Below are 21550 nucleotides of genomic sequence, written 5' to 3'. Positions count from 1 at the left end.
CCAGCACGCACCACGGCGTCACTGACTTCCCGGCCCGGTGACCTACCGACCGGGACTACTCCGATCGGGTGATCTCGGCCGGTCGCCGCCCGGCCGCTCCCGGACCGCGCCGAGACCTGGCAATGAGCGACAACGAAAAGTCGGAGGACGTCATGGGCGGGCCCGGCCGCATCGTGCCTGTTGGCGGTCGTCTTCTCCGTGCTTCCCGTCCTCAAGCCGGCCCGGGTACTGTGGACGGCGCAGGCGAGGCGAGCGAGGCGCTCATCGCCATGGAGCCGTCCGACTGGCCCGACGTCCTGATCGGCATACTCCTCAACGGCACGCTGCGCTCCTCCGGTGCTCGCCGTCTCGCACCTCGTACGCGCACTTCGCCGCCGGAGGAAGCGCCCCGGTTCATACCGACACCACCACCGGCCACGTGTTGGTGCAGGCCGTCGTCGCCCCGGTGACATTCGCACTGGTGGTCGGGGCCTGCCACGGGCTGCGGTGGGGCGCGGTGGCGCTGGTCTCGTTCGTGCTGCGTCTCGGTGTGATTGTCGAGTACCGCACCGGGCAGCCCGGTACCTCTCCCGCCCGTTGCGCGGCGTACAGTTTCGGACATGCGAGGGGTGCCTCTGTCCCCCTCCCCGAGCTGCGTGTACATGGATCCCCGTTCGGCGGTCGCGTCGCAGCCGTCGTGTGTACGCCGCCCTGGCAGCCTTTTCGCTGACGCACCGTCACATCTGAATCCGTCGGTCGCGGCCTTCACCATTGGCGCGTTCTATTTCCGGATTTCTACGTGCTTGTCAGTGCCATACGCCACGCTGGACGCATACCGCCCAACACCGGCTTGGAGGCCAGTAGTGGACGCCCAGGACCTCGCGCAGCTCGCCGACAGAGAGTTCGAGCAGATGCTCACCTCGAACATCCACCCGCCCACCCGCGACGCCAGAACGTGGGCGGCGATCACCCACCCCGACAATCTGCCGCGCGCCCGGCGAATCCTCACGCATGTCCACGAACGCACCGCGAGCGTCCTGCGGCGCCGGAAGACCGAGCGCGAGGAGTTCCGCGTCCAGTGCTTCGCCCGGGGCGAGGCCGGCAAGCGTGAATGGTTCGCCACCCGGGCCGACTTCGAGTCGCTGCGCCGCCGCACGGCCAACTTTCACCAGCGCGTCCAGCGGGCCATCACCGAGCTGGGCCAGGAGCAGCGGAACGTGAACCGCGCGCAGAGCCACAACGCCGGGCAGCAGAGCCGGGAAACGCTCCGCGAGCTGGCCGTGGCCGTGCAGCGCCACCAAGCGGTCCACGCCCGCAACGGCGGCGGTGCCGAGCAGGTGGACCACGAGCTGTGGCAGCATCTCGACCGGCTGACCGTGCCCACCGGCCCCGGTCAGCATCCGACGACCCTCCGCACGATGCTCAGCATCTACTGGACCGACACGCAGCCCCTCGACGACGATCAGGGACGCCGGACACAGACCGAGCACGTCACCGCTTCCGCGTCATCCTCCGCGGCCCGTCCCGGTGTTCCGCAGGCCCGGCGCGCCCACGACCGGGAGGACCTCACGACGTAGAAGCGCCCGGCCCGGTGCCGGGGCGTTCCTGCCGACACCGGGCGGCAGGAACCACTGCCGCGTACGCCCGGGGATCCAGGACGCCCGGCAGGGCACTGCACGTGGCCAGACCATGTCCAACGACGCGTCCACGTCAATGTGTCGGCGCCGCTCGGTGCCGCCGTCCTACAGTGCCCGCGCCACCCGTCCTTCCCGCGCACAAAGCCGCGCCGGGCGCCGCTCAGCGGTGCGTCATCCGCCCGTCACACCGTCGACGCGCTCGCGCACCAGGTCGGCGTGGCCGGTGTGGCGCGCGTACTCCGAGATCATGTGCAGATGGATCGTCCGCAGTGAGTACTCCTCGCCACCGTGGACGAAGGTGTCGTCCAGCGAGGCGCCTGCGACGATCTCGTCGGCGAGCCGACTCTCCTCGACGAGGCGGGCGTAGTCCTCGGCCGCGCGGGCCGGGTCCAGGTCCTCGAAGTCCGCGTCCTTGCCCTTCTCCGGGTCGTACATCGGGTCGAACTTCTGGCCGGCGAATCGCTCCCGGAACCAGACGCGTTCGACCTTCGCCATGTGGCGGATCAGCCCGAGAAGGGTGAGGTTCGACGGCGGTACGGTCTGTTCGGCGAGCTGTTCCCCGGTCAGGCCCGCGCACTTGTGCAGCAGGGAGCTGCGGAACCATGCGAGATAGCCGGTGAGCATCTCGCGCTCGTCGGCCACGAGTGAACCGGGTGTGCGCGTCACGTCGGGTGCGGTCCATGTCATGGTGTGATCCTGCCTCGTCCGCGGTGGAACGGGACAAGGTTTTTCACAAGCCGTAGGAGGGTGAGCGGGTGCGCCGTCGGCGCGCACGACGCCCCCCGCGCCGGGCCGGACGAGGGCGGCCCGCAATCAGCCGTGGGCCGATCGGGTGCCCCGCCGGGGCACCCGGCCGGACTCACCCGGCGGATTCGAGGAGGGTGCCACGCAGCGCCTCCACCAATTCCTTCTCCGCGCCCAGGACATCGGTGGCATAGGCGTGGACGGAGCCGTGCGCCGCGGCCAGATCGGCCAGGAAGAGGCGCATGACCTCGGCGGGGGCTGTGCCGTATGCGGGCCAGACCGGTTCCTGGCCGGGGTGGTCCGCCCGCCAGTCGGCGAGGAGCCGTTCGGTGGCGAGCCCGGTAAGGGCGAAGTCGGCGACGATGTCGTCCTCGGCCACTCCGATCAAGGACAGGACGAGAGCGGCGAGCAGCCCCGTCCGGTCCTTGCCCGAGGCACAGTGGAAGACGACGGGACCGCTGTCCTCGGCGGCGATCACTTCCAGGGCGCGGCGGAGTTCGACGGCTCCGTCGTGCGCGACCTCGGCGTACCGGTCGGCCAGGAAGCGCCCGGTCTCCACCTCCGGTCCCAGTGCGGCCTGGTCGTAGGGCCGGTGCTCGATGCTGAGGTTGTGGTAGCGCAGGCCCGGTGCCTCGGGCACCCGCCCCTTCGCGGCGATCTCCCAGCCGTACCGCAGGTCGATCACCGTACCGATCCCGAGGGCCAGGAAGCGGTCCCAGTCCTCGCCGCGCAGCTTGCTCAGCGAATCGGACCGGTAGAGCCGCCCCTGTCGGACCGGCCGGCCGCTCTCCCCCCGATATCCTCCTACGTCGCGGAAGTTGTGCAGTCGCTCGAACGCTATATGTCTGTTCACGACGGAGGACTCTAGGACAGGCTCCTGGTCGACGCGGCCGGGCACGCAGGCGCCCGGCGCGCCGTGCGGGCCGCGAGTGGCTGCCGTCGGCAGGGCTTGAACCGAGAATGCAGGCGTGTCCACTCCCACGCGTCCCTCCCCTCCCGCCCGCAGCGCCGGGATCGATCCACGGGGCGAATGGTCCCTGCTGCTTCTGTCGGCCGCCTCGGGGGCGGCCGACGCGTTCGCCTTCATCTGTGTCGGCCAGGTCTTCGCCGGAGTCATGACCGGAAATCTGGTGCTGCTCGGCACCGCTGCCGTCGGCGGCGGAGAGCACGATGTGGCGCTGCGGGTGATCACCTCGCTGGTCTCCTACGGCAGCGGCGTCATGTGCGGTGCGTGGATGAACGAGCGCCTGCGGTGGTCGCTGCCGGTGATGCTGCTGGTCGAAGTGGCCCTGCTGACGACGGGGGCCGTGCTGTGGGCGCTGGACCTGATCGTTTCCGACGGGGACCGGCTGGGGCCGCTGGTGCTCACCGCCGTGGCCATGGGCATCCAGGGCCGGATCCGCGCGACGCCCACCAACTACTTCACCGGCACGCTCACGGCCCTCGTCGGCCGGGCGGCCCTGCGCTCGTGGGAGGAGGGGGACCACTGGGTGGCCGGGAGGCTGATCGCGGTCGTGGTGGGCGCGGCCGTGACCGCGCTGACCGTACGCCTGTGGCCGGACGCGGCAGCGGTGGTGGCCGTGCTGCCCGTGGTGGGCGCACTGCTGATCGAGACCGTGCGCCGACGGCCGTCCCGGGGCTGACCGCGGCAGAGACCGGGGCAGAGGAAAGCCCCGGCCGGATCGGGGGAATCCAGCCGGGGCGGCTTGCGAGTGGGCGCCGTGCGCGACATCCACGTATAGGTGAACGATAAACCACCGCTCCCCGTTCCCGGGACGCGCACCCCACACTGTGATCAATGGCACGGAACGGGGCCTCCCGGTGGCGCCCCGGTCAGCGCTCCTCGCGGAGGAGCACGCGCTGCCTCATCACGGCGTCGAACTTGCGCAGCGCCAGCCGGCCAAGGGTGTTCCGACGACCCTTGCGGGCGACATGGCTCTGCCCTGTTCCGGCCGCCGACCGGAGCGTCACCACGGGACGGGCCTCACCGCGGGCCACGGACGCCTCCACACTCTCGCACCGCCCCCTGATGGGAATGGGTTTCGTTTTCGTAATACCGGTGCAACGCGGCGGGTCACGGCCGCATTCCTGCCGCACATCACCCACATCTCACGCCTTACCCGATCGAGCCGGGCGCGCGACATGAGGACGACGCACGCGGGCGCACAACCGTCCGCACACGCCGGATAACTTGCGCCAACGTCCGCAGACAGTAAGGCTGTTCGAAGGATCGAGCAGCCTGTGGCACATGCCAGAAGCAACAGCGCATCGAGTGTTGCCAAATCCCTTACGGCCCCCCGCCGGCTGTGCGACAGTCGTCCTCGGTCCACCTTTCAGACCTGGTTGTGCCGCGCCTGTATCGGAGTACGAGATGCCGTCCCCTCTGTCCGCGGACCGCCCCGCCCCACAGTCGTCCGAACGCGAGGCCGTCGACGCGCTGATCAACCGGACCCGTCGACTCCGTGGCGATGTGGATGCCGTGCGGCGGGACACAGTGGTGCTCGACGAGGAGGACCCGCAGCTGCGCTGGCGGCGGGCGCTCTGCGAACTGGCGGTCCACCATCTCGACGATCTCGGCACACACCTGGGACAGCTCAGGGAGGGCCTGCCGCCCGGGACGGAACGTGTCGAGGACACCTCGGCCCCGGAGGCGACGCAGGACGCGGTGGAGGCAGGCGCGCAGCAGCCTTGCGACGAGCCGCAACCGGGATCGCTGATCGGCCGGGTGGGCAGCGCGGAGTGGAATCTGCTCACCGACGAGGTCAGCTGGTCCGAGGAACTGTTCCAGATCTTCGGCAGGTCCCCCGAGGCCGGACCGCTCTCACTGGACGAGCTGCCGTCCATGCTGCTGCCCGAGGACCAGCCCCTGCTCACCGCCCTGGTGACGGACTGCCTGGTGGACGGAAAACCGATAGACGGCGAGTTCCGCATCCTGCGGACCGACGGCCGGACGCGCACACTCCACATGATGGGCGAGCCCGTCCTCGACTCGGACGGCTGCACCGCCTCCATGTGGGCCGTCCTGCGCGACATCAGCGAGCTGCGACGCAACCAGCAGGCGGTGCGCCGCAGCCATGACTCGCTGCGCCGCCGGGAACACCGGGCCCGGACCGAGCACCGTCTGGCCGTCGAGCTCCAGGAAGCCGTCCTCCCCCCGTGGCGGGGCTCGCTGCGGCTTCCCTCGCAGGGCCCGGGCGCACTGGACCTCGCGGCCCACTACCTTCCATCGGATTCGAGCTCCCGCATCGGCGGTAACTGGTACGACGCGCTGGAGATGCCGGACGGCAGGACCGTCCTCACTGTCGGTGATCTGACCGGTCACGGCATCCAGGCCACCTCCGCCATGGCGATGCTGCTGGGCGCGCTCCGTGGCATGGCCGTGGCCGGCATCGAGCCGGGCGTGCTGATGGGGCACCTCAATCAGTTACTGGAAACCTCCGTCCAGCCTGCTCTCGGCAGCGCGGTGTGCTGCCGTGTAGATCCGGCCAGCGGCACCCTCGCCTGGGCGCAGGCCGGACACCCCGCTCCGCTGCTGTTCCGCGACGGGGAGGGGCGGCCGCTGCCCGCACCGGACGGGGTCCTGCTCGGCGCGGCCTCCGGGGTGGCGTACGAGCAGGACGAGGTGCACCTGCTGCCCGGCGACGTGCTGGTACTGCACACCGACGGGCTGAACCGCCACAACGACCGCGGTGCGGGCCCGGACGCGCTGCTTGCTCTGGCACCACGGTTCGTGCAGGCCCGTTCGGCACAGGAGTGCCTGCGGACCGTCGTCGCGGAGTTCGGCGACACGCAGCGACTGGACGACGTCTGCGTGCTGATCGCCCGCATCGGGGCGTAACGGCCCGGCGACACCCGTACAGAACCCCTCGGGCACGCGGAACGCCGGACACGGCGCGACAACGCAGGAGGGCAAACCCGGCTGCGGGCGCGGTGCTCGAACGGTCTGTGCTCGGCGCCCCTTCGTCGCGGCGCCCGCATCTCAGATCTGCGTGGACCGCCTGGGCTGCTTGATGATGGAGCTCTGCGGCAGGGAGAGCTTGATCTCCTCACGCAGGTCCTCGATCTTCGCGTAGCCCGCGAACTGACCCGTGAGCCGGTACATTTCGCGCAGCCGGTCCCAGGTGCGGTGCGAGGAGGTCTCTCCCATGCTCACCAGGGCGAGTCGCGCGTACCGGTCGGCCTGCTCGGGGTCGTCGGCGATGAAGCATGCCGAGGCGAGCGAGATGTAGTCGAAGATCTTGGACCGCTGGCGTCCGTTGGCCCGCAGCTCCAGCGCCCGCTTGGCGTGGCGCTGAGCCACGATCGCCACCGATGGATCGTGTTCGGCGAGCGTACGGAACGCCAGGGCCTGCATGCCGTGCAGATCCGCCTCGTCGAACATCTGCATCCAACTGGGAGGTGGTACATCGCTCTTGTCCGAGGTGAAGAGCTCCTCGGCCTTCCCGAGCGTGCGCCGCATCGCCTGGCCGCGGCCCATGGACGCCTGTGCCCAGGCCTCGATGGTGTGCAGCATCGCCTGGGTGCGCGGCAGAACCATGTCCCCGGAGCCGGACTTGGCGAGCTTCATCAGGTCCAGGGCGTCATCGGGACGGCCGAGATGGACCATCTGGCGGGCCGCCCTGGAGAGCGCCTCGCCCGCCCGGGGGCGGTCGCCGCCCTCACGCGCGGCGTGTGCAGCGATGACGAAATACTTCTGGGCGGTCGGTTCGAGGCCGATGTCGTGGGACATCCATCCGGCGAGCACCGCGAGGTTGGCCGCGACGCCCCAGAGCCGGCGCTGGAGATGGTCGGGGTGGCGGTAGGCGAGCATGCCGCCCACCTCGTTGAGCTGGCCCACCACGGCCTTGCGCTGGAGTCCGCCGCCCCGCGAGGCGTCCCAGGCGCGGAACACCTCGACGGAGCGTTCGAGCGCCTCGATCTCGTCCGACCCGATGGGCGCGGCCTCGTACCGGTCGAAACCGGCCTGGTCCGCGTACAGCGGATCGTCGATCCGTGGCACGTCGGCCGCCAGTACGGGGTCGGAGTGCAGCCAGTCGTGCATGGGGCCGGTGATGGTCGATCCTGCGGCGAGCGCGGCGCCCGCGCTCACCAAGCCGCGTCGGTTGAGCATGAGGTCCATTCCCGTGAATTCGGTGAGGACCGCTGCCGTCCGCTCGGGCGCCCACGGCAGTCCGTCGGGATTGTCCTGCGTCCCGGCCTCTCGCCGCTTTCCCACACGCCCGCGTCGGCCGAACCCGAGGTCCTCGATGGTCACGACACGACCGAGTCGCTCGGTGAACAGGGCAGCCAGCACCTTGGGCACAGGATCGCGGGGGGACTCCCCCATGTCGATCCAACGCCTCACCCGCGAGGTGTCGGTGGCCAGTTGCGGATGGCCCATGGCCGCCGCCTGCCTGTTCACCATTCTCGCGAGTTCGCCCTTGGACCAGCCGGCGAGGCCGAACAGGTCGGACAGGCGGGTGTTGGGTTCTCCGGTCACGTCAAGCCCCCAGGTTCTCGGCTGTGTTGACAGTAACCCCCTGTCAGATGCCTTGCGACTATTCGCCAGGGTTCGCCAGGGTGCGCCACGTGGTCTGCCACCTGCCGACCGGTGTCAGGTAGGAAAGCGCCACCCCGCCCGGCAGCCCTAGGTACTCCCCAGGGTGCCGAACGGCCGCCGGCCGGGGCGGTGTACGCAACTTGTCGGCGCACGAAGGGATCTGTCTCGTCCATGTACACAGCATCGTCCTCCGTGACCGCCCCGCCCCGGCCGCTCCGCCCCCTGGGGGCGGGCGGCGGGCCGTACCTCGCTCCGCACGCCGCCGCAGCGGTGCCCGGCGCGGTCCGGCAGCGACGGCCCATGGGCGGTCCGGCCGGGCCCCCGCTCAGCGGCCGGCTGGACCTGTCGGGAGCGCAGGGCGCGCAGCTGAGAATGGCGATCGCCTCGGTGCACCGGATCTGCCCCGAGTTCAACCCGGTTCAGGTGCTGCGCCGCAGCGGCCGTTCGGTGCTGCTCGTCGGCTCCACCGGCCGCGCGACCGCGGTCGCCAAGTGTTTACTGGACCACTCCCCCGCATGGTCGGAGCGGTTCCGTCACGAAATAGCTGCATATCGTGCATTCGTCCGGCACCGTCCGCCGGTGCGCGTACCGCGACTCATCGCGGCCGATCCGGAGAACTGCACACTGGTGCTCGAACGGACGCCCGGCCGGGTGGCCGCGTTGACCCGGCATCCGTCGGAGGCTCCGCCGCGTGCCGATGTACGGGCCGCGCTGGGCGCGATCAGCCGGGTCAACGCCTGGCGGCCCGCGCCGGGGCTCTTCGACGCTCCGCTCGACTACGCCTCGCGGATCGCCCGCTACCACGAGCTGGGGCTCTTCACCGACCGGGATCTGGGCGACCTGCAGAAGCTGCTGCACGGTCTTGCGCACGCGGGCGGTCTGCAGGGCATGGGGCAGTTCTGTCACGGTGACGCACTGCTCTCCAACATCCTGCTGTCGCCCACGGGTCCGGTGCTGGTGGACTGGGAGCACGCAGGCTGGTATCTGCCCGGCTACGACCTGGCGACGCTCTGGACGGTGCTCGGCGACGCACCGGCGGCGCGGCGTCAGATCAGTCAGCTGGCGCAGGCCGCCGGGCCCGCGGCGAGGGATGCGTTTCTGGTGAACCTGATGCTGGTGCTGACCCGCGAGATCCGTACGTACGAGACGGCCGTGCAGCGGGCCATGCGCGATTCGGCGTCGGGCGCCGGTCAGGACCGCCCGGGTGCGCTGTCGTCGAGCGAGGAGCAGCGGCTGCTGCTGCGCCGGCTGCACGACGACTGCGCGATGGCCCGCAGGGCCGTACGTGCCGCGGTCGGCACTCGCTGACCCTGCCAGGGGGGGTGCGCGCTGCGGGCCCGGCGCCGACACATTGGGCCCGCAGCGCGCCGATCTGCGGTCAGGGACTCACGAAGTCGACCGCGTCCACGTCGAAGGAGTTGTCCTGCGGGGACGTGAAGACGAGGTAGAGCTTGTGGGTTCCCTTCAATTCCTGGACGGGCACGGGCGGGGTCGCCTGATAGTTGTCCCAGCCGCCCGTATTGGGGACCGGGGTGGTGGCGAGGAGCGGGCCGTCGGGGGCGTCGGCGCGCAGTTCGATCGCGCCCACTCCATAGGGTGAGGACAGTTTGTAGCCAACCGTGCCGATCCCTTCGACGCTCATCGGGTCGAAGGCGACCCAGTCGCCGTCGGAGACGTCTCCGATCCGTTTGCCGTTCTCGGCTCCTTCCTGGGCGATGATCCGGGTGCCGGACTGTGCGTCGTAGTACTCCGCCTGCTTGTGCTTGGGCTGGAGCACGGCGCGGCCGTAGCCGGTCAGCGCGGAGACGCCGTCGCCGCCCTTGTCGGTGTACTTGGCGTTGAGTACGTAGGTGAGGTCCGCGCCTTCGGGGTGGCCGCCCAGGTCACCGGTGTCCACGGTGCCCTCGCAGCCAGGGATGTCTGTGGTGGGGTGCTCGTGGTCGTCGTGGCCCAGGGCCGGGTTGACGGTGACCTTGGAGCAGTCGACCGGGCCGTCCTCGGGGTCGGTGACCGTGACCTTGTACGGGATCTTGTCGCCGAACTCGATGAGTTTGCCGCTGACCGGGAATTCGATGGTCACCTTCGGTGCCGTGTTGCCCGCCGTGACGGGGATGTTGGCGTAGCCGGATTTGCCGGTGGAGTCGGTGACCTTCAGCTGGGCGGCGAAGTCGCCCTTGGCCGTGTAGGTGTGGCTGGGGTCGGCCTCGGTGGAGTCGTAGGTGCCGTCGCCGTCGAAGTCCCAGGCGTAGCTGAGGGTGTCGCCGTCCGGGTCGTTGCTGCCCTGGCTGGCGAAGTCGACCTTCAAGGGCACGGGCCCATCGGTGGCGGAGGCGGCGGCCTTGGCCACCGGAGCGCGCTGGCCCTGTGCGTAGTCGATGCGGTAGAGCCCGGAGTCGTTGTTGCCGCCACCGAAGGAGCTGCCCCATTCGAGGACGTAGAGCGAGCCGTCGGGCCCGAACGTCATGTCCATGGGCTTGTTGAACCTCTGGGTGGAGAGGAAGTCATTGATCTTCAGGAGCTTCTGGTCCTTGCCGAAGCGGACTTCCTTGACGAAGTCGCGCGACCACTCGTAGAAGAAGCTCGCGCCCTCGAAGTAGGCGGGGAACTTCGTGGTGGACGGGTTGTTCCTGTCGTAGCGGTAGACGGGGCCGCTCATCGGGGCCGAGCCACCGCTGCCGACCTCGGGGAATTCCTGGGACGCGCCGTAGCCGTACCAGATCTCCGGCTGCTGGATCGGCGGCAGCTTGGTCAGACCGGTGTTGTTGGGCGAGGGGTTGACCGGGTTGGCGCAGTCGAATTTGGGGCCGACCTCCTTGGTGTCCGGGTTGTACGGGGCGTATGCCTGGTTGTTGCCGTGGCAGAACGGCCAGCCGAAGTTGCCGGCCTTCTTGATGACGTTGTACTCGACGAGTCCTTCGGGCCCCCGGTCGGTGGTGGGCAGTCCGCGGTCGGGGCCGTAATCGGAGGCGTGGACGTAGCCGGTCTTCGGGTCGACGGTGAAGCGGAAGGGGTTGCGGAAGCCCATGGCGTAGATCTCGGGGCGGGTCTTGGCCGTTCCCGGGGCGAAGAGGTTGCCCTTGGGGATGGTGTAGCCGCCGGAGTCCTTCGGCTTGATGCGGAGGATCTTGCCGCGCAGGTCGTTGGTGCTGCCCGCGGTGCGGGCGGCGTCCAGCATCTGCTTGCCCTCGCGCCAGTCGAGCGGGGCGTATCCCTGCCAGTTCGGGTCGAGGTTGGGCGGGGTGTCGTCACCGACGCCGAGGTAGAGGGTGCGGTCGGGGCCGAACTCGACGGCGCCTCCGGTGTGTCCGGGCTCGGGGAAGGTGCGGTCGCGGTAGGCCGGGACGTCGAGGAGCTTCTTCTCGCTCGCGCGGTCGAGGGTGTTGCCCTTGACCGTGAAGCGGGAGAGCCGGTTGACGTCCTCGGTGGCGGCCGCGGGGGCGTAGTAGAGGTAGATCCAGTGGTTCTTCATGAAGTCCGGGTCGAGTTCCATGCCGACCAGGCCGTCCTCGCCGCCGGTGTAGACGTCGAGTTTCCCGGCGGTGGTGGTGGCGTGGGCCGCCGGGTCGTAGATGTTGATCTCGCCGCTGCGCTGGACGTAGAAGACCCGTCCGTCCTTGGCTACGTCGAGTTCCATCGGGTCGGCGGTGTTGTCGTCGAGAGCGACCTTCTCGTAGCCGCTCCAGACGGTGCCGCCGCAGTCACCGGGCTTGTTGCCCGCGGCCCACCTGACGCCGCCCATCACATGGGTGCGGAAGGCGGCTTCGCTGTACGAGGGGGTGTCGTGGCCCATGGCGGTCGCCCAGACCCGGCCGCCCTCGGTGTTGCGGCACCAGGAGATCGGGTGGTCGGCGCCCATGGCGGAGCCGCCGGGGTTGTACGTGGTCTCGTCGGCGGTCACCAGGACGTGGACGTCGCCGCGGGGGTTCCGGTCGAAGTTGTACCACTCCTCGGGGCGCTCCCAGCGTTCGGGGAGTCCCGAGGTGGAGGGGTGGACTCGGTCGGCGACCTTGGCGGTGCCCTGGAGGACGCCGGGTGAGTGGGCGGGCATGTGGACGCCGCCGTTGATGGCCTCGTCCCACCAGGGGAAGGTGTCCTCGATTCCCATGTCGAGGGTGTTGTGGATGGCGACGACGCCGCCACCGCCGCGTACGTAGGCCTGCATCGCCTCGCGCTGGGCGTCGGTGTCCCAGATCATGCCGGAGTTCTGCAGCATGACGACGACGTCGAAGTCCTTGAGCTTCGTTGTGTCGAAGACAGCGGGATCGGCGGTCTCGACGAGTTCGAAGCCGCCCGCGGCGGCCTCCTCCTTGAACATCTGGACGCCGGCCGGGATGGAGGCGTGTACATAGCCGACGGCTCGGGTGAAGAGCAGGGCGCGGAAGGCTGGGGCCTTGCCGGTGGTGGCTGCTGATGCGGGCAGTGCGGTCAGCGCGAGGAGCAGTGCGCCCACCAGCGCGATGAGCATGCGCCGCATGTCACGAACATGACAGCACAATCGATGACGGCTCACGAGCGGGTCCTCTCTGCGGGTTGCGGACGGGCGGGGTCTGGCAGTGGTGCCGAGGGCTGTCCCGTAATCCCTGGTGGATCGGCGTACGGCGTCGGACGCGGTACATCGCACAGCGGGGGGACGCCCGAACACGGGATGTATTCAGGCGTTCCGACAACGCGACGAGGTGCCGTGGCTGTCGTCGCGCGCCCGCCAGGGATTACGGGACAGCCCTCAGGGCTCGGCGCAGAAAGGCCAGGCCGTCGGTCGCGATGCTGTCCTGGGTGCCGGCGAGCGGCCGCCACACCGAGGCGGCGACCGCGATGGCATCGTTGTGAGCGGTGAACGACTCGATGCAGAGCGGTCCCCAGTAGCCGCTCGTGGTGAGCGCGGTGAGGAAGCCGGGCCAGTCGAGGCTGTCGGCGCCGGGGGTGCCCCGGTCGTTGGCACACACCTGGACGTGGACGATGCGGCCGGCCGCGCGGTGCACGGCGTCGGGCAGCGAGCGTTCCTCGATGTTCTGGTGGTAGATGTCGAGCGCGAGGCCGATGGTGGCCCCGGGGAGGCCGGTCAGCGCTTCGAGGGTCTGGTCGACGGTGTTGAGCAGACTCGTCTCGTACCGGTTGAGGGGTTCCACGGCCAGGCGCACCCCCGCCGCGCGGGCGTGGCCGACGACGGGGGCGAGGTTCTCCCGCAACTCCTCGTACGCGGCGGCGCGTTCGGCACGGTCCATCCGCCAGGTGCGGCCCACCGCCGCGTACATGGGTCCGGCGACGGCGGGGGCGCCGAGAGCCCCGGCGGCGTCGACGCAGCGGAACAGGTAGTCCTGGGTGACCCGGACGGTCCGCGGATCGGTGCGGACGAGGTCACGGCCGGGCGGCATGACGGCGATCACTGCGGCGGGGGCGAGACCGGAGGCGTCGAGGAGCTTGGCGACGGACGCGGGCGCCCAGTCCCGTTCGTTCTCCAGCGGGATCTCTACGCAGTCGAAGCCCCATGCGGACAGCCGGGGCAGGACGTCACCCAGTGTTTCGTACGTCACCGGCGAGTGCCAGATCCACGGATTGGCACCGAGCGGGAAGGCGACGGTCACTTCTTGCCTCCCCACTTCTCCGGGAATCCGGGCAGGTTCTCGCAGCCGCACATCGCGTAGTGCAGGGGCGGCATGCCCGGCTTGTAGTACTGGTCGAGGGTGTCCTGGGTGATGGTGGGCTGCGGGAGCTTCCACTCCTTCGGGACCTCTTCCCCCTTCAGGATCCTCAGCGCGGCGACGACCGGAGTGCGCCACTGGAAAGTGGGGTACGAGGGGGCGACGGCGGTGAGCTTCTTCTCCTGCCAGACCTGGAGGAAGTCCTGCTGGTCCTCGCCGGTGATGGGCGGTACGTCCTTACCGGCGTCCTCGAATGCCTCGACTGCGGCGACGGAGGTCGCCCCGGAGTCCATCCAGACGCCGTCGATGTCGCCGTTGCGGGTGAGGGCGTCGGTGACGATCGCCTTCGTCTTCGCCGGGTCGCCGTCGGTGAACTTCACGTCCACGACGTCGAGTCCGCTCTTGTCGAACGCGAGCTTCGCCGCCGACCAGCGGGTCTCCAGCACATCGACGCCCGGCGAGATCCGCAGGGCAAGAATCCTCCCCTTGGGCTTCACCTTCCCGACGAGGAAGTCGGCGGCGACCGCCCCGTATCCGTAGCCGCCGATCGGGTTGATGAAGGTGACGGCACAGTCGGTCTCGACGCCGCGGTCGAAGACGATCACGGGCACCGTGCCGCAGGCCTGCTCGACGGCCGGGGTGAGGGTGGCCGTGGTGTTCGGGGAGACGATCAGGGCATCGCAGTCCTGGCCTGCGAGTTCCTGGATGTCGGAGATCTGCTTGTCGTCCTTGCCCTGCGCGTCGAGCACGGTGAATTCGGTGATCTCCTTGTGGAGCGCGGCCTCGGCCCGCATGTTCTTCAGGCCGACCTGGCGCCAGGGGTTGAAGACTCCGGCGTTGGAGAAGCAGAGATGGATTCCGCCGCCGCCCTTCTTCCGGTACTGGGTGGTGTCGACGAGCTCCGGGCTGAGCATCTGCTCCCACGGTCTCCCGGCGGGGCCCTGTGGGGTGATCTCGGCGAGGCCGAGCTGGCGCTCGTACTCGGCCCGGTCGAAGAACTTCGACTGCTCGCCGGCGCCCGGGGTGCCCGTGCTGCCGCTCGCTCCGGCGGCGGGCGCGTCGGGGGGTGCGTCGCTCGTGCAGCCGGCCAGCAGCGCCGCGCCCAGCAGTGCGGCGACCGGCGCGAGGACGTGTCCGAACTTTCGCGTACTCATGAGGTTTTCGCTCCCGGGGGTTGGGGGCCGCGGCGGCGCAGCCGGGACCAGTCGGCTGCGCCGAGGGCTACGGCGGCGATGACGATGACGCCTTGCACGGTCGATTCCAGGGCTCCGGAGACGCCTTGGAGGTTGAGCAGGGTGAACAGTGCCTGGAGCGAGAACGCCCCGGCCATCGCCGCGACGACGGAGCCCCGGCCGCCGCCGAGCACCACGCCACCCAGGACGACGGCTGTGATCGCCTCGAACTCGTAGCCCCGGCCCGCCTGTGCCGAGACTCCGGAGAAGCCTCCGACGAGTACGGCCGCGAGCGCGGCCGCGCCGCCGGAGAGCACGAAGGCGATGGTCCGGGCACGCGCGACCCGGACTCCGGCCAGGGCCGCCGCACGTTCGCTGTCGCCGGTGGCGAGGAGCGTACGGCCGAAGTCGGAACGCATCAGGCGTACGGCCAGGAGGCCCGCGACGACGCAGGCGAGCACGGCCCATGGCAGCCAGCCGAACGCGGTGCCGCGTCCCAGCCTGCGGAACTCCGCGGGCAGCGCGCCGTGCGGGGAGCCTCCGGTCCAGAAGAAGACGGCGCCTTCGAGGATCAGCATCATGCCGAGCGTGGTGATGAACGACGGCACGCGCAGCAGGGTGGTGATCAGTCCGCTGACGAGACCGGCGAGGGCTCCGGCGAGCAACAGAACCGCGGTGACCAGCGGCCAGGGCGCGGCCGGGAAAGAGCCGTACAGTTCGGCGGCGACGACCACACCCGCGGTGACGATCGCTCCGACGGAGAGGTCGAACTCGCCGCAGACGATGACCAGGTACTGGCCGGCCGCAAGGATCACGAGGGGGGCGGCGCGCTTGACGAAGGAGAGGAAGCGGTCGGGTTCGTAGAAGCCCGGGTCGGTGAGGGCGAGTGCGGTCAGGAGCACCGCGAGCAGGAGGTAGACGGGTGTGCCCGTGGTGAGGGCACGCAGGACACGGCGGCCGGCGGGCGCCTGGGCGGCGGTGGTCATGCGGTCCTCCCCTGCGGGGTGCGGCGGCCCCGCGTGTAGAGGGCGACGGCCGCGATGATGACGACGCCGCGGACGACGTTCTTGAAGAACGGGTCCACGGACAACTGGTTGAAGACGTTGTCGAGCACGGCCAGGACGAGGACTCCACCGAGAGTGCCCGCCACTCCTCCGCGCCCGCCGGCGAGCGCGGTGCCGCCGAGGACGACGGCGGCGATGGACTCCAGGTCGTATCGGGCCTCCGTGCCCGCCCAGGGAGCACCGGCGCCGAGCCGTGCGGCGAGGAAGAGTGCCGCGGCCCCGACACAGAGCGAGCACAGGAGGTGTGCGGTGACGACGGTGCGCCGGGTGCGTACGCCGGAGAGCCGGGCGGCGTGCTCGTCGCCGCCGGTCGCGTACATGTGGTGGCCGATCCGGGTGCGGCGGGTGATCAGCCAGAGGACGGCGGCGACCGCGAGCAGGAGAAAGAGGGAGACGGGGACCGGTCCGATCCGGTCGTAGCCGAGGTGCTGGAAGGAAGTGGGGACCTTGCCGGCGGGGCCGGTGTAGTTGTCCTCGATCCAGCCGCGCAGGATGAATGCCGTGCCGAGAGTTGCGATGAAGGCGTTGACCTTGAGCCCGGTGACGATCAGCCCGTTGGCCAGGCCGACGGCGGCGCAGAGCGCGAGGACTGCGACGACCGCGACGAGCACGCTGCCGCTCTCCATCGTCTCCGCGGCGACGAGGGTGCCCAGACTGATGAGGTAGGCGACCGACAGGTCGAGCGATCCGCCGAGGATGACCACGGACTGACCGACGGCCACGAGGCCGAGGGCGACACAGTTCTGGAGGATCGTGACCACGTTGGTCACGGTCAGGAAATCCCCGCCCCGGGCCGCGACGACGATCCAGCCGAGCACGGTGACGACGAGGGCGGCGAGCCAGACCCCGGCCACGGGGCCGGTGGGAAGTGGCCGGGCCGTCCGCGGAGCTTCGGTGCGGAGCCGGGTGCCCAGGTCGGGCCGCAGTGCGGTCATGCTGCTCCCTCCCGTGCACGGTCGCCGCCGGTGGCGACGCGCATGACGGCCTCTTCCGTGGCACCTGCGGGCAGTTCACCGGCGAGCCGGCCCTCGGACATGACGAGGATGCGGTCGCTCATGCCGATCAGCTCGGGCAGTTCGGAGGAGATGATCAGGACGGCGAGGCCCTCGCGCGCCAGTTCCCGCACGAGGGTGTGGATGGCCGCCTTGGCGCCGACATCGACGCCCCGGGTCGGCTCGTCGAAGAGGAGCACCCGTGGGCGGGCGGCGAGCCACTTGGCGATGACGACCTTCTGCTGATTGCCGCCGGACAGGTACTGGACCTGCTGATCGGCGCCGTGGGCATGAAGGCGTACGCGTTCCAGCAGGGCGGTCGCCTCGCGACCGGCGGCCGGCCTGCCGCGGGTGGGGACGGCGCGGGTCACGAGCAGCGCGTTGTCGGTCACCGACTGGTGCAGCGCGAGGCCCTCCCCCTTGCGGTCCTCGGTGACCAGGGCGATCCCGGCCCGGACGGCTTCCCGGGGGCGGGCCGGGCGCAGTTCTTCCCCGCCGACGGTCATGGTGCCCGTGGTGAAGGGATCGGCGCCGAAGAGGGCTCGGGCGAGGGAGGTCCGGCCGGAGCCCTGGAGACCGGCGACGCCGACGACCTCGCCGGCCCGCAGGGTCAGATCGATGCCGCGGATCCGGGAGTTGCCGCCGCCGCATACCGTGAGCCGTACCTCGCCCGGCTCCTGCGGCCCGGCCCTGGGCGGGTAGTAGGCGCCGAGTTCCCGTCCGACCATGGCGCGGACGACCCTGTCGGCGTCGGTGTCCCGGGTGGTGAAGGTGGTGACGCGGCGGCCGTCCTTGAGGACGGTGATGCGTCGCGAGAGGTCGAAGACCTCGCGGAGCCGGTGCGAGACATAGAGGATGCCGAGTCCGCGGGCGGTGAGACGGCGGACCAGGGCGCAGAGCCGCTCGACCTCGTGGTCGGCGAGTGCGGCGGTGGGTTCGTCCATCACCAGGATACGGACGTCGGATGCGAGGGCCTTGACGATCTCCACGGTCTGCCGGCGTGCGACGGAGAGTTCGTGCACCGGGGTACGCGGGGTGATGCCGGTCTCGTCGAGTTCGGCCAGGAGTTCGGCGGTGCGCCGCTCCATGGTGCGCCGGTCGACGAGTCCGTACCGGGTCGGTTCGCGGCCGAGGAAGACGTTCTCGGCGACCGTGCGGTGCTCCAGGAGCGCGAACTCCTGGTGGATGATGCCGATCCCGGCGGCCTGGGCCTGGGCCGGGTGGCTGAAGGAGTGGACGGTGCCGTCGATGGTGAGGGTTCCCGCGTCGGGCACGTGCTCGCCCGCGAGGATCTTCATCAAGGTCGACTTTCCCGCACCGTTCTCCCCCACCAGGGCATGCACTTCTCCGGCTTCGAGGTCGAGCCCCACCCCTTCGAGCACACGCACCCCGAGAAAGCTCTTGGACACACCCTGCATCGTCAGCATCGAACTGCTCCTCGCTCAGTGGTCTGCAGAGCAGATTCGTGACAGGAATTGGGAGTGTCAAGGTCTCAAGCACCTTTGATTTGAGTCGACTTGGCTGCCACTTATGCCGATGAACGAACAGTGGATGCCTTGTGAGCAGCGAAAGTCGTCCCTAGGGTGACTGCCATGTCTTCGCCGTCGGATCGCACTCCCGCTGCCGCATCGCACTCGCCGGGCGAGGTGCTCGCACTGATCGGTTCCGGGGCGGTGACGACCCGGGCCGATATCGCCCGGGTCACCAAAATGGCCCGTTCGACGGTCTCCCAGCGCGTGGACACCCTGATCGCGTACGGTCTCGTGGACGAGGACGCCGACGGCGGCTCCACCGGCGGCCGGCCGCCGCGACGACTGGCGCTGCGCACCCGTGAGCACGCCGTGGCCGGGGTCGATCTGGGAGCCTCGCACTGCCGGGTGGCGCTGATGGACATCGGCGGGACCACTCTCGCCACGCACGAGGAGCCGCTGTCGATCGGGGACGGCCCGGACTCCGTGCTGCGGCACGTGGAGCGCACCGTGCGCGCCCTGCTGGAGGAGACGCGCCGGGAGCCGGGAACGCTTCGGTCCATCGGCGTCGGGGTGCCGGGTCCGGTGGAGTTCTCCACCGGCCGTCCCGTCGATCCGCCGATCATGCCGGGCTGGCACCGGTACCCGATCCCGGAATTCTTCGCCTCCCGGTTCGGGGTGCGGGCACTCGTCGACAACGATGTGAACGTGATGGCGCTGGGCGAGCAGCGGCGCGCGTTCCCGGACTGCCGCTATCTGCTGTACATCAAGGTCGGTACGGGGATCGGCTGCGGGATCGTCGCCGACGGCAAGCTGCACCGGGGGGCGCAGGGATGCGCGGGCGACATCGGCCACATCCGGGTCGCCGATCTCGACGATCCGTGCCGGTGCGGCAATTCGGGCTGCCTGGAGGCGGTCGCGGGTGGCGCGTCACTGGCGGCGAAGCTGGTGGGTCTGGGGCTGGAGGCCGCATCGGGCAGCGATGTGGTGCGACTGGTGCAGTCCGGGAACCGGGACGCGGTGCGGATGGTCCGGGAGGCCGGGCGGGCGGTCGGCGAGGTCCTGGCCGGGCTGGTGAACTTCTTCAACCCGGACACGGTGGTGATGGGCGGTGCGCTGGCCGCCGTTCACGACCAGTTGCTCGCAGGGGTGCGGGAGGCGGTGTACCGGCGCTCGCACCCGCTGGCCACTCAGCTGCTGCGGATCGAGCCGAGCCGTACGGGTGAGAACGCGGCGGCGGTGGGGGCGGGGATCCTCGCCATCGAGCACGCCCTGTCTCCCGAGCAGGTGAACCGGCTGGTCGCGGGCTGAGCGCCAATGTCCCCGCGCGCACGGGCGGTGCGCGCGGGGACACCGGTCACAACGGCACGTGGTGGTGCGGTTATGCGGGAGTCATCAGGTCCCACCGGGCCTCGAACAGTACGCACCGGTACTGCGCCCAGCTCCCGTCGGCGACACCCGCGTCCCCGGCGGCCACGCACTCCTGCTGGGTGTCGAACGAGCCGGAGACGTCCCAGCCCTGCGCCCCGGCCTCGGACGCGGCGGCGGCCGAGGCCGTCGCGACGGTGACGACGGCTCCGGCGCCGGTGAGTGCGAGCGCCATGGCAAGGCCCGCGGCCGCGGTGGCGGCGGTCCTGATCGGCTTGTGCATGAAGGCCTCCTTCTGGCCGTACGGACAACAGGCATTTCCGCCGCCGCTGCGACGGTCGCGACGAGGTCTCAGCGCGTGCGCACGATGTCCACGTCGGACGCCTTCACAAAGGCGATCCGGTGGCCGATCTGCACCGTCACGTACTTCTCCTTGCCACGGAAGTACGCGTGGTCGAGCGGGTACGAGGCGTCGATCGTCGGCGCGTAGTAGAAGCCGGTCGGCGCCTCGCCGCCGCCGGGGTAGGACTGGCCGGCCTTGATCGTGTACTGGAGCGGCGCGCCCACCCGCTTGTCCGCGAAGTCCGCGGGGTACTCGGTCTTCTCCGGGTACGCGACCCCGTACACCGGCACGTCCGTGCGACCCGCCTTCGGCCTGACGACGTAGCCGGAGGTGGGCGTGGTGTTGCGGCTGCGGGCCGGGGTCTGGAACCAGGCCTTCTGGCCGTACCACCAGATCGCCGTCCAGCCGGGGGCGTGGTCCGCGACGACGGCCTGCTGGGTGGCGCTGATCTTGCTGCCCCAGTCGGCGGCGCAGTTGGTGCCGGGCGAACCGTCGGTGTGCAGGCCGGGGTCTGAGAACAGGGGCGCGTCGGTGGACGGCGCGGTGTGCAGCGGGACGGCGCTGGAGCCCTGGACCGGCAGGTCGACACCCTTCTCGCAGTCGCGGAACGCCTGCTGGTTCTTCTTGAAGTCCGGGCTGACGGTGATCAGTTCGCTGCTCTTGGAAGCACTCGGCACGGTGGGTTTGCCGAGCAGCGCCATGAAGCGGTTCCAGTCCCAGTAGGTGCCCGGGTCCCAGTGCATGTTCCTGGTGCCGGAAGCACTGGTGGGCGGTACTCCGTCGTGGCCGATGATGTGCTGGCGGTCGAGCGGTATGTCGTACTTGGCCGCGAGGTAGCGCACCAGTTTGGCGGTCGAGCGGTACATCTCGGGGGTGTACCACTTGGCGCCCTCGACGGCGACCCCCTCCTGCTCGATGCCGATGGAGTGGCTGTTGATGTACCAGTTGCCCGCCTGCCAGGCGACGTCCTTGCCCTTGACCATCTGGGTGACATGGCCGTCGGACGAGCGCACCACGTAGTGGGCGGAGGTCTGCTTCAGCGGGTTCTGGAAGATCTTCAGGGTGGTGTCGAAGTCTTCCTCGGTGTCGTGCAGAACAATGAACCTGATCTTGTTGGTGTGCGGCCGGTCAGCGGTGTCGTAGTTCCCGTACGTCTCCTTGTCGGCCGGGTCACCCGTCTGCTGGTAGGCCGCCGGTACCCAGTCGCATGCGAGGCTGCGCGGGCATTCCGGTCGCACCCCGTCCGCGCCGGCCTGTGCCGCGGGGCTGAGCAGCGCCATGCTCAGTGCGCCGACACCTGTCAACGCGAGTGCGAGTCCGGTCCTCTGCTTGGACGTCATGACAACCCTTCTTGGAGCCGTGCGTGTTTGAGCCGTGCGTGATCCGATCTCACTCTTCCGCTGTGCGCGCACACTCTCCGACCTGAGATGACAGCACGTCAAGGGATCCGTGGAGGTCGCGGATCGAGCCAGTGGACCAGACCACTGACGGGTTGCCTGACCTGCGGCGGAAGGATTCAACCGATCTTCCACGACGGCTCGTTGCCGGGGTTGAGCGCGCGGGCCGGAGGCCATCCGGCCCGTGCCGGTACTTCCCCTCACGAG

Annotated in this window: 17 protein-coding genes; 5 read left to right on the top strand and 12 right to left on the bottom strand. The window is 70.0% G+C overall.

Features of this window, described 5'->3' with window-relative positions; translation table 11 throughout:
* Positions 1-842: 842 nt before the first annotated feature.
* Positions 843-1556, top strand: coding sequence for a hypothetical protein (locus ACWCQ6_RS14795; RefSeq protein ID WP_451089089.1), 714 nt, complete (start codon positions 843-845; stop codon positions 1554-1556).
* 231 nt (positions 1557-1787) lie between these two features.
* Here ACWCQ6_RS14795 and ACWCQ6_RS14790 read toward each other — a convergent pair whose 3' ends face one another.
* Together ACWCQ6_RS14790 and ACWCQ6_RS14785 are read right to left on the bottom strand one after the other, a co-directional pair.
* Positions 1788-2303 carry a DinB family protein gene (locus ACWCQ6_RS14790; protein WP_451089087.1) on the bottom strand — a complete coding sequence of 172 codons (516 nt, stop codon included), beginning with the start codon at positions 2301-2303 and terminating at the stop codon, positions 1788-1790.
* Positions 2304-2475: 172 nt separating this feature from the next.
* Entirely contained in the window at positions 2476-3213 is a 738-nt protein-coding gene (locus ACWCQ6_RS14785) for a tyrosine-protein phosphatase (protein ID WP_451089085.1), read from the bottom strand.
* A gap of 115 nt (positions 3214-3328) precedes the next feature.
* Here ACWCQ6_RS14785 and ACWCQ6_RS14780 point away from each other — a divergent pair, with 115 nt between their 5' ends.
* Positions 3329-4003: a YoaK family protein gene (locus ACWCQ6_RS14780; protein ID WP_451089082.1), complete on the top strand. Its 675-nt coding sequence runs from the start codon at positions 3329-3331 to the stop codon at positions 4001-4003.
* Between the two features lie 190 nt (positions 4004-4193).
* On the opposite strand, the gene rpmG is transcribed toward ACWCQ6_RS14780, so the two are convergent.
* On the bottom strand, positions 4194-4358 hold the full coding sequence (rpmG, locus tag ACWCQ6_RS14775; RefSeq protein ID WP_451089080.1) for a 50S ribosomal protein L33: 165 nt from the start codon (positions 4356-4358) through the stop codon (positions 4194-4196).
* 373 nt (positions 4359-4731) lie between these two features.
* Here rpmG and ACWCQ6_RS14770 point away from each other — a divergent pair, with 373 nt between their 5' ends.
* Positions 4732-6198 carry a PP2C family protein-serine/threonine phosphatase gene (locus ACWCQ6_RS14770; RefSeq protein ID WP_451089078.1) on the top strand — a complete coding sequence of 489 codons (1467 nt, stop codon included), beginning with the start codon at positions 4732-4734 and terminating at the stop codon, positions 6196-6198.
* A gap of 141 nt (positions 6199-6339) precedes the next feature.
* Here ACWCQ6_RS14770 and ACWCQ6_RS14765 read toward each other — a convergent pair whose 3' ends face one another.
* Positions 6340-7839: a DNA-binding protein NsdB gene (locus ACWCQ6_RS14765; RefSeq protein WP_451089076.1), complete on the bottom strand. Its 1500-nt coding sequence runs from the start codon at positions 7837-7839 to the stop codon at positions 6340-6342.
* A gap of 231 nt (positions 7840-8070) precedes the next feature.
* Between ACWCQ6_RS14765 and ACWCQ6_RS14760 the strand changes: the two genes are divergently transcribed.
* A complete protein-coding gene (locus ACWCQ6_RS14760) occupies positions 8071-9207 on the top strand; it encodes an aminoglycoside phosphotransferase family protein (protein WP_451089074.1) in 1137 nt (378 codons plus the stop codon).
* A gap of 70 nt (positions 9208-9277) precedes the next feature.
* On the opposite strand, the gene ACWCQ6_RS14755 is transcribed toward ACWCQ6_RS14760, so the two are convergent.
* From ACWCQ6_RS14755 to ACWCQ6_RS14730, 6 genes are all read right to left on the bottom strand, one after another.
* Positions 9278-12373 (bottom strand): ThuA domain-containing protein, encoded by a 3096-nt coding sequence (locus ACWCQ6_RS14755; RefSeq protein WP_451089072.1) that lies wholly within the window; start codon positions 12371-12373, stop codon positions 9278-9280.
* Between the two features lie 235 nt (positions 12374-12608).
* Positions 12609-13481 (bottom strand): sugar phosphate isomerase/epimerase family protein, encoded by an 873-nt coding sequence (locus ACWCQ6_RS14750; RefSeq protein WP_451089070.1) that lies wholly within the window; start codon positions 13479-13481, stop codon positions 12609-12611.
* Positions 13478-14692 (bottom strand): substrate-binding domain-containing protein, encoded by a 1215-nt coding sequence (locus ACWCQ6_RS14745; protein WP_451089068.1) that lies wholly within the window; start codon positions 14690-14692, stop codon positions 13478-13480. The genes ACWCQ6_RS14750 and ACWCQ6_RS14745 overlap by 4 nt, the downstream gene beginning before the upstream one ends.
* On the bottom strand, positions 14689-15696 hold the full coding sequence (locus ACWCQ6_RS14740) for an ABC transporter permease (RefSeq protein ID WP_451089066.1): 1008 nt from the start codon (positions 15694-15696) through the stop codon (positions 14689-14691). The genes ACWCQ6_RS14745 and ACWCQ6_RS14740 overlap by 4 nt, the downstream gene beginning before the upstream one ends.
* A complete protein-coding gene (locus ACWCQ6_RS14735) occupies positions 15693-16709 on the bottom strand; it encodes an ABC transporter permease (RefSeq protein ID WP_451089064.1) in 1017 nt (338 codons plus the stop codon). The genes ACWCQ6_RS14740 and ACWCQ6_RS14735 overlap by 4 nt, the downstream gene beginning before the upstream one ends.
* The gene (locus ACWCQ6_RS14730) at positions 16706-18193 is read right to left on the bottom strand and encodes a sugar ABC transporter ATP-binding protein (protein ID WP_451089062.1); all 1488 of its coding nucleotides are present in this window, start codon (positions 18191-18193) and stop codon (positions 16706-16708) included. Before ACWCQ6_RS14730 ends, ACWCQ6_RS14735 begins: the two co-directional genes overlap by 4 nt.
* A gap of 165 nt (positions 18194-18358) precedes the next feature.
* On the opposite strand from ACWCQ6_RS14730, the gene ACWCQ6_RS14725 reads away from it, so the two are divergent.
* On the top strand, positions 18359-19546 hold the full coding sequence (locus ACWCQ6_RS14725) for an ROK family protein (protein WP_451089060.1): 1188 nt from the start codon (positions 18359-18361) through the stop codon (positions 19544-19546).
* A 70-nt stretch (positions 19547-19616) separates the two neighbouring features.
* Here the strand turns inward: ACWCQ6_RS14725 and ACWCQ6_RS14720 are convergent, their stop codons facing one another.
* A complete protein-coding gene (locus ACWCQ6_RS14720) occupies positions 19617-19886 on the bottom strand; it encodes a hypothetical protein (RefSeq protein ID WP_451089058.1) in 270 nt (89 codons plus the stop codon).
* Positions 19887-19954: 68 nt separating this feature from the next.
* On the bottom strand, positions 19955-21286 hold the full coding sequence (locus tag ACWCQ6_RS14715; RefSeq protein WP_451089056.1) for an N-acetylmuramoyl-L-alanine amidase: 1332 nt from the start codon (positions 21284-21286) through the stop codon (positions 19955-19957).
* Positions 21287-21550 lie beyond the last annotated feature (264 nt).

It is taken from the genome of Streptomyces sp. NPDC001880, from assembly GCF_053594575.1.
This window is presented reverse-complemented; position numbering and strand designations above follow the sequence as displayed.